The organism is Tropicimonas sp. IMCC34043 (assembly GCF_003390845.1).
Classification (GTDB): domain Bacteria; phylum Pseudomonadota; class Alphaproteobacteria; order Rhodobacterales; family Rhodobacteraceae; genus Tropicimonas.
The window spans coordinates 505245-517768 of sequence record NZ_QMEK01000001.1 but is presented as its reverse complement, the minus strand read 5'-3'; the positions used below and the strand labels follow the sequence as shown (position 1 = coordinate 517768).

General features: G+C 65.1%; 11 protein-coding genes. 3 read left to right on the top strand and 8 right to left on the bottom strand.

Annotated elements, in window-relative coordinates:
* Positions 1–249: 249 nt before the first annotated feature.
* From gpmI to DQG17_RS02310, 6 genes are all read right to left on the bottom strand, one after another.
* Positions 250–1779, bottom strand: coding sequence for a 2,3-bisphosphoglycerate-independent phosphoglycerate mutase (gene gpmI / locus DQG17_RS02330; protein WP_116131132.1), 1530 nt, complete (start codon positions 1777–1779; stop codon positions 250–252).
* A gap of 465 nt (positions 1780–2244) precedes the next feature.
* Positions 2245–2715 (bottom strand): 23S rRNA (pseudouridine(1915)-N(3))-methyltransferase RlmH, encoded by a 471-nt coding sequence (rlmH, locus tag DQG17_RS02325; RefSeq protein ID WP_116131131.1) that lies wholly within the window; start codon positions 2713–2715, stop codon positions 2245–2247.
* A complete protein-coding gene (gene rsfS, locus DQG17_RS02320; RefSeq protein WP_232829294.1) occupies positions 2715–3104 on the bottom strand; it encodes a ribosome silencing factor in 390 nt (129 codons plus the stop codon). The genes rlmH and rsfS overlap by 1 nt, the downstream gene beginning before the upstream one ends.
* Before the next feature lie 194 nt (positions 3105–3298).
* Complete coding sequence (locus DQG17_RS21595; RefSeq protein ID WP_157973490.1) at positions 3299–3445, bottom strand: hypothetical protein; 147 nt, start codon at positions 3443–3445, stop codon at positions 3299–3301.
* 114 nt (positions 3446–3559) lie between these two features.
* The gene (locus DQG17_RS02315; protein ID WP_116131130.1) at positions 3560–4894 is read right to left on the bottom strand and encodes a mechanosensitive ion channel family protein; all 1335 of its coding nucleotides are present in this window, start codon (positions 4892–4894) and stop codon (positions 3560–3562) included.
* A gap of 234 nt (positions 4895–5128) precedes the next feature.
* Entirely contained in the window at positions 5129–5869 is a 741-nt protein-coding gene (locus tag DQG17_RS02310; protein ID WP_116131129.1) for a hypothetical protein, read from the bottom strand.
* Positions 5870–6349: 480 nt separating this feature from the next.
* Between DQG17_RS02310 and pepN the strand changes: the two genes are divergently transcribed.
* The 3 genes from pepN (at position 6350) to DQG17_RS02295 (ending at position 11240) form a co-directional block, all read left to right on the top strand.
* Positions 6350–8905 carry an aminopeptidase N gene (pepN, locus tag DQG17_RS02305; RefSeq protein WP_116131128.1) on the top strand — a complete coding sequence of 852 codons (2556 nt, stop codon included), beginning with the start codon at positions 6350–6352 and terminating at the stop codon, positions 8903–8905.
* Between the two features lie 141 nt (positions 8906–9046).
* Entirely contained in the window at positions 9047–10102 is a 1056-nt protein-coding gene (locus tag DQG17_RS02300) for a glycerophosphodiester phosphodiesterase family protein (RefSeq protein WP_116132541.1), read from the top strand.
* A gap of 259 nt (positions 10103–10361) precedes the next feature.
* The gene (locus DQG17_RS02295; protein WP_116131127.1) at positions 10362–11240 is read left to right on the top strand and encodes a 1-acyl-sn-glycerol-3-phosphate acyltransferase; all 879 of its coding nucleotides are present in this window, start codon (positions 10362–10364) and stop codon (positions 11238–11240) included.
* A 150-nt stretch (positions 11241–11390) separates the two neighbouring features.
* Here DQG17_RS02295 and DQG17_RS02290 read toward each other — a convergent pair whose 3' ends face one another.
* Entirely contained in the window at positions 11391–12053 is a 663-nt protein-coding gene (locus tag DQG17_RS02290; RefSeq protein ID WP_198666010.1) for a LysE family transporter, read from the bottom strand.
* On the bottom strand, positions 12050–12511 hold the full coding sequence (locus DQG17_RS02285; protein ID WP_116131126.1) for an Lrp/AsnC family transcriptional regulator: 462 nt from the start codon (positions 12509–12511) through the stop codon (positions 12050–12052). The genes DQG17_RS02290 and DQG17_RS02285 overlap by 4 nt, the downstream gene beginning before the upstream one ends.
* Positions 12512–12524: the final 13 nt, after the last annotated feature.

Genomic DNA, 12524 nt, shown 5'->3' with positions numbered 1-12524 from the left:
GTCGGCGGCTCGCCCTGTCTCGGCCCATCTAATCCGTCGGGGCCGGGTTGCGCCACCACCTTTGGCCGGATCGTGGCGGACCCCGGTCAACCGGGCTACGGCGCCAGAGCCTACCCGGCACCGATGCAGCGCACCATAGACATTGAAACGCTCGCCCGACACGCGGAAATTGTCCCGCTTCGGATCACCCGGGATCACGATTGCGTAGCCGGCCCGCACTTGTGTCGGGCGGGGCCGGCCGCCCAAGGATCAGTCGTCGATCAGGCTGACGCCGGTCATCTCGGCCGGTTGCGGCAGGCCCATGAGTTGCAAAAGCGTCGGGGCGACGTCGCACAGCTTGCCATCGTGGAGAGTCGCACCGGCGGGGCCGCCGAACAGGATCACCGGAACGAGGTTCGTGGTGTGCGCCGTGTGCGGCCCGCCATCGTCTGCAATCATGGTCTCGCAATTGCCGTGATCGGCAATCACCACCATGGCGCCGCCGGCCTTTTCGAGCGCCGCGACGACCTTGCCAAGCCCGCTGTCGACCGCCTCGCAAGCCTTCATCGCGGCCGAAAGAATGCCGGTGTGGCCGACCATGTCGGGGTTGGCGAAGTTGGTCACGATCAGGTCATAGCCCTTCTCGATCACCTCGACGAACTTCGCGGTCACCTCGGGCGCCGACATCTCGGGCTGCAGGTCATAGGTCGCGACCTTGGGCGATTGCGGCATGAAGCGGTCCTCGCCCGGATAGGGGGTTTCGACCCCGCCGTTGAGGAAGAAGGTGACATGGGGGTATTTCTCGGTCTCGGCGAGGCGGAACTGCCTCAGCCCCTGTTTCGACACCCATTCGCCCAGCGTGTTCACGATGTCCTGCGAGGGGAAGATCACGTCCATGTAGGTGTTGTGGCGTTCGGAATATTCGACCATGCCGCAGACCGCACCCCATTTCGGCCGCGCCGAAACATCAAAGGCGTCGAAGTCGGGATCGGCGAGGGCCGCGAGGATCTCGCGCGCACGGTCGGCGCGGAAGTTGAGAAACAGCAGGCCGTCGCCGTCCTTCGGTTGGACATAGCCGGCGATTTTCGTGGCCTTGACGAATTCGTCGTTCTCGCCGCGGCCATAGGCCTCTTCGCAGGCGGCCTTGGCGCTGGAGGACTCGTTCTCGGCCTTGCCGGCGACCACGAGATCAAAGGCTTGCGAGACACGCTCCCAGCGATTGTCGCGGTCCATGGCGAAATAGCGCCCGATGAGCGAGCCGATATGGGCGCCTTTCGGAAGCGCGGCCTCGAACCGGCCCACCTGCTCGGCGGCGGATTTCGGCGGCACGTCACGGCCGTCGGTGATGGCATGGATCTGAACAGGCACGCCGGCCGCGGCGACGATCTTCACCGTCTCGAGGATGTGGTTCTGGTGGGCGTGCACGCCGCCGGGCGAGGTCAGGCCCATCAGGTGGGCGGTGCCGCCGGTTTCCTTCAGCGTCGCGATGAAGCGCTGCAGGGCCTCACGCTTGGCAAAGCTGCCATCCTCGATGGCAAGGTCGATCTGGCCGAGATCCATGGCAACGACCCGGCCGGCGCCGATATTGGTGTGGCCGACCTCGGAATTGCCCATCTGTCCAGTCGGCAGGCCGACGGCGGGGCCAAAGGTCACCAGGGTGGCATGGGGGCAGGTCGCCATGAGCCGGTCGAAGGTCGGCGTGTTTGCCAGAACCGGCGAGTTGCCTTCGACTTCGGGCGGCTTGGTGCCGATCCCCCAGCCATCGAGAATGCACAGAACGACAGGTTTCGGAATGCTCATGGGGAGGTCTCCTTGATTGCCGTGTATCTAGACGCGGATGGCCCGAAAGGGAACCGAAACCGCGCTGACGGGCCGACAAGTCGCGCATTCGCGAAGCGCATGACGGGGCCGGTACAAGGCCGGGCGCGGCAGATCGGGGGGGCTCCCGCCCCCGAAGACGCATCAAAGATGCAGCCCACGGCGTTGGGCCGGGCCGCGCGTTTCACGCGCGGCGGTTGGGCCGTGGCAGCTTGCGTACCGCCTGCGCGGGAGCGAGGCGAGCGTTGATCGCAGCCACCTCCCCAAGGTCACAGATTGTCGATACGGCCGGGCAGATCGCAGCCTTGACAGGATATCCGTTCAACGGATGCCGGTTGCGATGCGGTCCGGCTTGCCGCACCGACAGGCGCGGCATGGCCCAAGCCTGCAGGCCCGCCCGCGGCGGGCGCCCCTGCCCCTGCGCAGACAAAACCGCCAGACGCCTTCTCAGACCCGATGATAGGGAGAGCCGGCGAGGATCGAGACTGCGCGGTAAATCTGTTCGGACAGCATCACCCGGGCCAGCATGTGCGGCCAGACCATCGGGCCGAACGACAGCGCCAGGTCGGCCTCGGCCACCAGGCTCGGGTCAAGCCCGTCGGCGCCGCCAATGACCAGCGCCAGATCCCGGGTCCCGCCGTCGCGCCATTTCGCCAGATGTTCCGCAAGCTCTGTCGAGGCGAGCAGCGTCCCGCGTTCGTCGAGCGCCACCACCACGGCGCCCTTGGGCAGGACGCCACGGATAAGCGCCGCTTCGCCGGACTTGCCCGCGCCTTTGCGATCGTCGACCTCGATCACCGAGACGTCGCTGAACCCGAACGCCCGCCCGGCACGGGCGGCGCGCGTCAGATAATCGGACACAAGCGCATGTTCCGGCCCCGTCCGCAACCGGCCGACGGCCACCACATGCAGGCGCATCAACTCATTGAGGGGGCGAGCCCCGCGGCGCCTGTCGGCATCCACATCTTCTCGAGTTGATAGAAGTCACGCACCTCGGGACGGAACACGTGGACGATCACGTCGCCCGCGTCGATCAGCACCCAGTCGCCAGTTTCCTTGCCCTCGACCTTGCAGGTCATGCCGAAATCGGCCTTCAGCCGCTCGATGAGCTTGTCCGAGATCGCCGCCACCTGGCGCGTGGACCGGCCAGAGCAGACCACCATGTGGTCGGCCATTTCCGACTTGCCGCGCAGGTCGATGGTAACCACGTCTTCGGCCTTGTCTTCGTCGAGGGAGAAAAGGATTCGCTCGAGCAGGGCATCGCCAAAGGCGCGCATCTCGTAGCTGACATCGGTCGGCACCGTCATCGGTGCAACTCGCGCCGCCGTTTGCGTGGCGGCCTCCGCTTGGTGAGACAGAACATTGTCCTCCTGATAACGCGCCGGTAACCCCCGGCACAGGGCGTAGAGCTAGGATAGCACCAAGCGGACGTCGGCTCAATGATGGCGGCATCCGGCCGCGCGACACGCTCCGGGCACGCGGAATTCTGCCGAAACCCGGCTCAATGCGAGAAAGCCAGAGCAGATTGCGACCCGATCACCGATGCCGCGTCGGCCACAGGGTGAAGGGCCGCAACCTCGCCGACGGTTGCGAAAAGCAGCAGCGCGAGTATCAGCGCAATATGAACGTCTCTATAAATCCGACGCATCGGAAGCCTCTTGCTTTCTCAACCATGCTGGGGTGTTAGCCCTAACAAAGGGTTTCAGTCGGAAAGTTCAAGCCCCGTGACACAAGAAAGGTTAAGATCCGCGACGTTCTGTCGTCATATTGCAGCAGAAGACGGGACAACCGCCGCTTCTTCGGTCAGCAAACGAACCTCGCGCTGCGGGAAGGGGATCGCGATTCCCGCCTCCTTGAACGCATCCCAGAGTGCCAGATAGACATCGCCGCGCACATTGGTCAGCCCCTTGGTCGGATCTATGATCCAGAATCGCAGGATATAGTCCACGGAACTGTCGCCAAAGCCGGTGATGTGGCAGACCGGGTTGCGGGTGGTCAATACCCGGGGCACGGTCTTTGCGGCCTCGATCGCCGTGCGGCGCACCAGATGGGGATCGTTGGCGTAAGCGGTGCCAAAGGTGATGTCGAGGCGGACGAACTGGTCGGAATGGCTCCAGTTCACCACCTGGCTGGTGATCAGATCCTCGTTCGGGATCAGGTATTCGCGCCCGTCGCGGGTGACGACCGACACATAGCGCGCGCCAAGCGACTGGATCCATCCGAAGGTCTCGCCAAGCGAGATCACGTCGCCGGGCTTAACCGACTCGTCCATCAGGATGATGATCCCCGAAACGATATTCGACACGATCTTCTGCAGCCCGAACCCGATGCCGACGCCGATGGCCCCCGACAGCACCGTCAGCCCGGTCGGATCGAACCCGACCGCCCGGAGCCCGAGGAACACCGCCAGCACATACAGCAGCGCCTGCAAGATCTTGGCCATCAAGACGCCGAGGGTCGGCGAGATGTATTCGCTGCTTCTTATCCGGCGGCTGGCCGAGTTCGACGCCGTGCGGGCGAGAAACACCAGCGCGCCGGTGATCACCACCGCCTTCAACACATCGAGGAGCGACAGCCGGAACATCTGGATCTGCAGCGCCACGGCGTCGAGCAGCGAGGCCGCCTCGTCGGTCAGACCAGTGAAATAGAGCGTGACATAGATCCATGCGCCCCAGGTCACGATCCGCCGCATCAGCGGATTGCGGATCAGCCGGGTTGCGAAGCCGACCACCAGCCAGGCCAACGCGATGGTGCCGACGACCACCAGCAGATAGCTGCGCGACGGCCACAGCCCCATGACCTGCCGCATGACGAAGATCGTCGCCCAGCACATGACCACAAAGCTGATCAACGCGATCCGCCGCTGGGTCATCACCAGCAACCGAAGCTGGCCCCTGGTGCGACCCTCGAGCCCACGGATCCAGTTGTGCATGCGCGGCGAGATCAGCCACTTTGTCAGTCGCGACAGCACCAGCAGGACAACGATCAGCGCGAGCTGAGCCTGCCGCGACGGCAGCAGCATCAGCCGGGCGGAAAGTTCGAGTTGCCTGCCCAGCGCCTGCAACTCGGCCAGAAACGCTTGGATATCCTGCTCCATATCCAAGACGTGCCCGCAAAACCCCGGTCGCGCAATACCTCGGGTCCCGCGACAGGGCTTGGGTGGCCGCGACGAGCATCCTGCGGCGGCGTCAATCTGGCCAGAGCAAGGGTCTCGCCGTCATCATCGGCCGACAGGGACTGGATGCCGCTGGGTCAAGTCTGCAGCGATCTTTGCCGGTGCATTCGCGGGTCTACCCGCATTGCGGCAATGGCCGTGCCCCCTGCCCCGGTCTCAGAACCGGTAGTTCCACATGATCATCGGCCCGGCCATGTAGTATTCGGTGACAAGGTCGTCGTCCGGCAGGTCCCAGTCCATGTAGCGATAGCCCACGACGATGTCGCTGCGACCGAGGCTGTAGCCGACGCCGGCCGCGGCCTGCCAGGTCAGGTCGGACTGGCCCGTGCCGACGTCGAGCACGAAGGGCACGAACCAGCGGTCGTTGATCGCCGCCCGGCCGTTCAGGCCGACCACCGCATCCCAGTAGCTGTCGCTGCTTTCAGCATCGAACGACCGCTTGTTGAGGTTCAGCGTCAGCTGCGAGTCGAGCTCCAGGTAACGCACCCCGAAGGTGCCATAGAGCCGATAGGTGGGGGTCTCGACCATCTTGTAGCCGGCGCCGAAATTGACCACCGTGGTCTGGATGTCGGCATCGGCCACGGCATCGACCTTGATGTCGAAATCGAGATCTTCTCGCGAGATCTTGTAGCTCTTTTCGCTGTCCTGTCGGATGTCGGCATAGATCAGTTCGCCGTACGTCATCCATTTGCCCTTGTAGGCAGACAGCCCGCCCATGAGCGCAAAGTTCAGGTTCTCGATGATGTCGTTGAAGCTGATGGTGAAATCGCGGCCGAGCGCCTCGCCGCCAGCCTCGGTGGCCCAGAGATAGAAGTGAAGCTCATAGCGCCACGGGTCGCCGGCGATCGCGGGGTTGAGCGTGGACAGGGTCGGCACCGGCTCCGGCGTTGCTGTCACTCGATTTTCCTCAGCCACCACGGCCGTCGCCAATGACGTGGCGATCATCCCAAATCCAGTGACTGCGCTGACGATCCGTTTCATGTCTGATCTCCCCGAACTCCGGGGGCCACCGTCCCATCGCATTCTGCGCGCCACCAGGGCAGCACCGGCGGTCAGGACCTAGGCCACACCAACAGCGTATTTCTACCACCTGATTGCAATCCGCCGGAGCGCCGAAACCGAGCGACCGCGAGAATTCCGACGACTGCGGCGCCGGGATCACGGCACGGCGGATCGACGGTCGGGGCCGGATCCACGTCCGACCCGGCGCCATACCGGGCGGAACACTTGCTCCCCGCATCGCCCCTCGGTCACAGGCCATATCAAGGCAACCGCCGCAGGCCCGATCCTCCGCACCACCAGAGGATCGGCGCCGGGGCGTTGAAGCGGCTGCTCACAGCCCATAGGTTGCCCGCAACGGCAAAGGAGCCAACAGAGATGAAGCAACCCGCCCCCCAGACCATTCACCTGTCAGACTATCGCCCCTTCACCCACGTTATCGAGTCGGTGCACCTGACCTTCCGCCTGGCGCCAAAGGCGACGCGGGTCCTGTCGCGCATCGTCTTTGCCCCCAACCCGGCTGCCGAACCGGGCGCATTGTTCCTGCACGGCGAGGATCTGACGCTGATCCGCGCCACCATCGACGGCGCCGAGGTCACGCCCGAGATCACCGACACCGGCCTGACCTGTGCCGTGCCCGAGGGGCGTTTCACCTGGGAGGCCGAGGTCGAGATCAGCCCCGCCACCAACACCGCGCTCGAAGGGCTCTACATGTCGAATGGCATGTATTGCACGCAGTGCGAGGCCGAGGGCTTTCGCAAGATCACCTATTACCCCGACCGTCCCGACGTGATGGCCCCCTTTACCGTGCGCATCGAGGGCGACCTGCCGGTCTTGCTGTCAAACGGCAATCCGACCGACCACGGCGCGGGCTGGGCCGAATGGACCGACCCCTGGCGGAAGCCTTCGTACCTGTTCGCGCTGGTCGCGGGCGATCTGGTGGCCCATCAAGACCGCTTCACCACCCGCTCGGGCCGCGAGGTCGCACTGAACATCTGGGTGCGGTCGGGCGACGAGGACAAATGCGCCTTTGCCATGGATGCGCTGAAGCGGTCGATGACGTGGGACGAGGATGTCTATGGCCGGGAATACGACCTCGACGTCTTCAACATCGTTGCGGTGGACGATTTCAACGCCGGAGCGATGGAAAACAAGGGGCTCAACGTCTTCAACGCCGCGCTGGTCCTTGCCAGCCCCGAAACCGCGACGGATGCCAACTACGAGCGGATCGAAAGCGTCATTGCGCACGAATATTTCCACAACTGGACCGGCAACCGGATCACCTGCCGCGACTGGTTCCAGCTGTGCCTGAAGGAAGGGCTGACGGTCTTCCGCGACCAGCAGTTCTCGGGCGACATGCGCAGCCACGCGGTCAAGCGGATCGACGACGTGCTGGCGTTGCGCGCGCGCCAGTTCCGCGAGGACAATGGCCCGCTGGCCCACCCGGTCCGGCCCGAGAGCTTTGTCGAGGTCAACAACTTCTATACCGCCACGGTCTATGACAAGGGCGCCGAACTGATCGGGATGCTGAAGACCCTTGTCGGCGACGAAGGGTATGCAAAGGCGCTCGATCTCTACTTCGAACGTCACGACGGCCATGCCGCGACCATCGAGGACTGGTTGAAGGTGTTCGAGGATGCGACCGGGCGCGACCTGAGCCAGTTCAAGCTCTGGTATTCCCAGGCCGGCACGCCACGGGTATCGGTCGAGGACTCCTTTGCCGATGGCACCTACACGCTGACGTTTTCCCAATCGACGCCCCCCACTCCGGGCCAGCCCGACAAGCGGCCGCTGCTGATCCCGATCGCGGTCGGCCTGCTGTCGCCCAACGGTGAAGAGGTCGTGCCGACCCGGGTACTGGAGCTGACAAAGCCGCGCCAGAGCTTCACCTTCGAAGGGCTCGGGGCAAGGCCCGTGCCCTCGATCCTGCGCAACTTCTCGGCCCCCGTGACCCTGCGGCGCGAAAGCTCGGCCGACGAACGCGCCTTCCTGCTGACCCATGACACCGACCCGTTCAACCGCTGGGAGGCCGGCCGGTCTCTTGCCAAGGACGTGCTGGTCGCGCTGGTCACCGAAGCGGCAGACCCCGCGCCGGCCTTCCTCGACGGGCTCGACACGCTTGTCCGCGACGACAGCCTCGATCCTGCGTTCCGGGCGCTTGCCCTCAGCCTGCCGGGGCAGGACGACATGGCCCAGACCCTGTTCGACGCCGGCACCACGCCCGACCCCGACCGGATCCATGCCGCCGAACGGCAGCTTGGCCGCGCCATCGCGGGCCGGCTCGGCACCACGCTCGCCGACCTCTATGATGCCCTCCATGTCCCCGACGAACGCTATTCGCCCGACGCCGAGGCCGCCGGCCGCCGGGCGCTGCGCCAGACCGCGCTGCGCTATCTCAGCCTGATCGACGATGGCGCCCGCGCCAAGGGTCAGTTCGAAGAGGCCGACAACATGACCGCCCAGGTCGGCGCCCTGACATGCCTGCTCGACATCGACCAGGCGGACGCCGCACTTGCCGACTTCCGCCATCAATGGCACGGCAAGCGTCTGGTCATGGACAAGTGGTTCGGCCTGCAGGCAAACCTCTCGCGGCCCGACAAGGCGGTGGCGGTGACACGTGCGCTGACCAACGATCCCGATTTCGACTGGAAGAACCCCAATCGCTTCCGTGCCGTGATCGGCGGGCTCTCGGCCAATGCCGCGGGCTTTCACGATCCCTCCGGCGCGGGCTATGCCCTGGTCGCCGACTGGCTGATCCGGCTCGATCCGGTCAACCCGCAGACCGCCGCCCGGATGACCACCGCGTTCGAGACATGGCGGCGCTACGATGCCGACCGCCAGGCGCTGATCGGCGAGACGCTCGAACGGATCGCGGCCACGCCGGGTCTCAGCCGCGATACCGCCGAAATGGTGGGGCGGATCCTCGGCCGTTAGGGGCGCGGACTTCTTGAAACGGTCGGGTCGCCGTCGCGGCGGCCTGACACAAATGTTCCATCCGGCTATCGCAAAAGCGTCTTCTTGACGATCTAGAAGCGCCCCACGGCACGTCTTTCAGCCAGATTGGGAACCACCACCATGATCCGAACCATTGTCACCGTCGCCGGTTTTGCGGCGTTTGCGGCCCCCGCTTTCGCGACTACCTACAACACGTTGAGCGGCGAAGCCCCGCTGGTCATCGCCCACCGTGGCGCCAGCGGTTATCTGCCCGAGCACACCCTCGCGGGCTATGAACTGGCGATCAAGCTTGGCGCCGATGTCGTCGAACCCGATGTCGCCATCACCTCCGACGGCCATCTCGTCATCATGCACGACGATTCGCTCGCCCGCACCACCAACGTCGAAGACCTGTTCGCGCCCCGTAACGGCGGCTACGCGACGACCGATTTCACCCTGGCCGAGATCAAGTCCCTGACGGTCGAGCCGACCGGCACCGCCTCGACCAGCTACCCGGGCTTCACCCCCAGCGTCTCCACCTTCGAAGTCCCGACCTTCGAGGAATTCCTGACCTTCGTGAACGACTACAACGAGACCAACGGCACCAATGTCGGCATCTATCCGGAATCGAAGCCGGTCTCCTCGACCGAAAAGAACCAGAAGATCGTCGAAGCGATGAAGACCTACGGCTTCACCGCCTCGACCCAGAACAGCTACCTCCAGACCTTCGATCACCTCGCCGCGCAGGAACTCTCGGCGATGGAAGACGACCTCGGCATGGACGTGGCGGTTGCGGCCCTTGGCTATGTCGGCACCGTGGACGGCGAATACGCCGTTTATGACTACATCCACGGCAGCTATTCGACGCTGTCCGAGATCGCGACCTACGCCGATGGCGTCGGCGTGTACAAGAACGCAAAGCTGACGGCCGAGTTCATCGCCGCGGCCCACGCCCTCGGTCTCGAGGTGCATGGCTGGACCTTCAACCTGACCGACCCGGATGCGGCGATGGAGCAGTATCTGACCTACATCGGCTGGGGCCTCGACGGGTTCTTCACAAACTACACCGACCTCGCAGTCGCAGCGATTGCAAAGTATGAGGCCGTCGCGCCGGTGCCGCTGCCGGCCGCCCTGCCGATGCTGCTCGCGGGCTTCGGTGCCTTTGGTGTCGCCCGCACCCGTCGCCGCGCCGCCTGAGCGACGCGCAGCCAATCGATCCCTGCCGGCGCCCCAGGGGCGCCGGTTTTTCCCGCGCATTTCCGCCGAGCTTTCGTCAAACTGTCACGGCAGACTGTTAGGTCGCTTTGACTGGACTTCCCCCGGAGGCTAAGCTCCACTAAATACGGGAGGAGAGGGTGGCATGACCACGGCTCGACAGCATGCGGCGGGTTTCGCCATTCGCGGCTTCGGTCGATGTGCCCTTCGACCCGAGGGATGTATCTAGAAGGCGCGTGCCATGCGAAGCAGAATCGATCCCCTCATCCAGGAACGTGCCGCTTGGCTGTTCGAAGACAATCTGTTTGCCCATGCCGCCCGACGGCTGCTGAACCGGATGCTCAGCTATGACCGCACGATCGAGGTCGGCTCGCTGCTGAAGGACGAGCCAACCGAAGTGATCATGGGCCATATGGCCAGCCTGATTGCCCGGGACCTGCAGATCTCGGGGCTCGAGAACCTGCCCCAGACCGGCCCGGCGCTGGTGGTTGCGAACCATCCGACCGGCATCGCCGACGGCATCATCATGTGGCACGCCGTCACCCAGCGCCGCGCCAACCCGTTCTTCTATGCCAATTCCGACATCCTGCGCGTCATGCCGCAGATGCACACGATGATCGCGCCGGTCGAATGGCGTCTCGACAAGCGCAGCCATGCCAAGACCCGCGAGACCATGGCCTATACCCGCAAGGCGATCGGCGAGGGCCGGATCGGCGTGATCTTCCCCTCGGGCCGCCTGGCCAAGCGGCGCTGGCTGCGGCTGCACGAACGCGACTGGATGGCATCGGCGGCGATGATCGCGCGCAAATACGACCTCGACGTGATCCCGGTCAACGTGCGGGCGCGCAACTCGGCGCTGTTCTATCTGTTCGACATGATCCATCCCAGCCTGCGCGACATCACGCTGTTCCACGAGACCTTCAACAAGGAAAGTCAGCCCTATCGCCTGACCTTCGGTCGACCGATCCCGGCAAAGTCGCTGTCTCCGAATTCCAACGAGGCGATCGAACAGCTCAGGGCCGAGACCCTGCGCCTTGGCGGGCGCAACGCGCCCACTGTCTCGCTGGCCGAAATGACCCGCCGCCCGAGCTGGGTCCGCTCGGCCCTGTCGGTGATCTGAGCAAGGCGGACGTCCGGCCCGCGACCAGACAAGGTCTGCCAGACAACGGCTGATCGTCCGGCGGCTGATCGTCCGGCCGGGGGCACCCGATCTTCTTCTTGGGGAAAATACCTCCGCCGGAGGCACCGCGCGCAGCGCGGTTCCCCGCGCTCACCAGGTCAGCCCCTGAGCCAGCGCAATCCACCCCCCCCAGATCAGCAGCAGCAGACCCGACACCAGATCGAGCCATCGCAGCGCCCTTCCGGTCATCCACCCGCGGACCAGCAGCGTGCCGTGCACGAGGATCAGCCACCACAGCGCCGAGCCAAGGAAGACCCCCAGCACCAGCCAGTAGGGCGCCGCAACACTCCCGCGCGCCGTCGCGCCAAGGGCAGCAATCATCCCGACGAAGGTCAGGATGGTTGCGGGATTCGATAGCGTCAGGGCGACGCCGGTCGCATAGGCCGCTGGCACCCCGGATACAGAAGGGGCGCCCGCTCCCGCCGATGTCGCCTCTGCGACCGCCGCGTCGCCGGATACCGCCCCCTGCCCTTGCAAGAACCGCTTGAGCGACAGCGCGCCAAGCATCGCAAGCAACAGCCCGCCGCCAAGCGCCATGATGCCCGCGTGCGTCACCAGAAGCCCGCTTGCCGCAAAGCCTGCCGCAGCAATCAGCCCATAGACCGCATCCGCAGTCGCCGCGCCAAGCCCGGTGGCAAGCCCCGTCGCCCGTCCCTGCAACGCGGTCCGGCGAATGCAGAGCAATCCGATGGGGCCGACCGGAGCCGCCACCGCCAATCCCGCGCCGATTCCTTTCACCAATACCTCGATCATCGTGCGATCCCGTCGCCGATCCGCACCGCAGCGCTTTCCTTCACCGCATCGAGAGAGATCAGCGTCTCGGTCCGATGCACCGCCGGCAGCGGTTTCACATGCGCCTGCAGGAACCCCTGCAGCGCCCGGGCATCGCGCAGCCGCACCTTCATCAGATAGGAATGCGACCCGCTGACGTGATGCAGCTCCATCACTTCTGGCCGCGCTGCCAGCACCGCGCAGGCCTCGGCCTCGCCTTCGAATGCCATGTCGATGAAGACAAAGGCGCACAGGGCTGCGTCCACCGCCTCCGGATCGAGCCGCGCATGCCACCCGGAAACCGTGCCCTGCGCCGCCAGACGGCGCACGCGTTCATTGGCGCTCGACACCGAAAGTCCGACGGCGGCGGCGATCTCGGCACTTGAGGCGCGCGCGTTATCCTGCAGGATTCCGCATATCATCCGGTCAATTTCATCCATGTCCGTAATTTTG

What these genes read in the sequence shown, in the direction of transcription:
- DQG17_RS21595 (WP_157973490.1), bottom strand. Translation starts at nt 3,445, where the DNA reads ATGCGTCGGATTTATAGAGACGTTCATATTGCGCTGATACTCGCGCTG.
- rsfS (WP_232829294.1), bottom strand. Translation starts at nt 3,104, where the DNA reads ATGACGGTGCCGACCGATGTCAGCTACGAGATGCGCGCCTTTGGCGAT.
- DQG17_RS02300 (WP_116132541.1), top strand. Translation starts at nt 9,047, where the DNA reads ATGATCCGAACCATTGTCACCGTCGCCGGTTTTGCGGCGTTTGCGGCC.
- rlmH (WP_116131131.1), bottom strand. Translation starts at nt 2,715, where the DNA reads ATGCGCCTGCATGTGGTGGCCGTCGGCCGGTTGCGGACGGGGCCGGAA.
- pepN (WP_116131128.1), top strand. Translation starts at nt 6,350, where the DNA reads ATGAAGCAACCCGCCCCCCAGACCATTCACCTGTCAGACTATCGCCCC.
- DQG17_RS02285 (WP_116131126.1), bottom strand. Translation starts at nt 12,511, where the DNA reads ATGGATGAAATTGACCGGATGATATGCGGAATCCTGCAGGATAACGCG.
- DQG17_RS02290 (WP_198666010.1), bottom strand. Translation starts at nt 12,053, where the DNA reads ATGATCGAGGTATTGGTGAAAGGAATCGGCGCGGGATTGGCGGTGGCG.
- DQG17_RS02315 (WP_116131130.1), bottom strand. Translation starts at nt 4,894, where the DNA reads ATGGAGCAGGATATCCAAGCGTTTCTGGCCGAGTTGCAGGCGCTGGGC.
- gpmI (WP_116131132.1), bottom strand. Translation starts at nt 1,779, where the DNA reads ATGAGCATTCCGAAACCTGTCGTTCTGTGCATTCTCGATGGCTGGGGG.
- DQG17_RS02295 (WP_116131127.1), top strand. Translation starts at nt 10,362, where the DNA reads ATGCGAAGCAGAATCGATCCCCTCATCCAGGAACGTGCCGCTTGGCTG.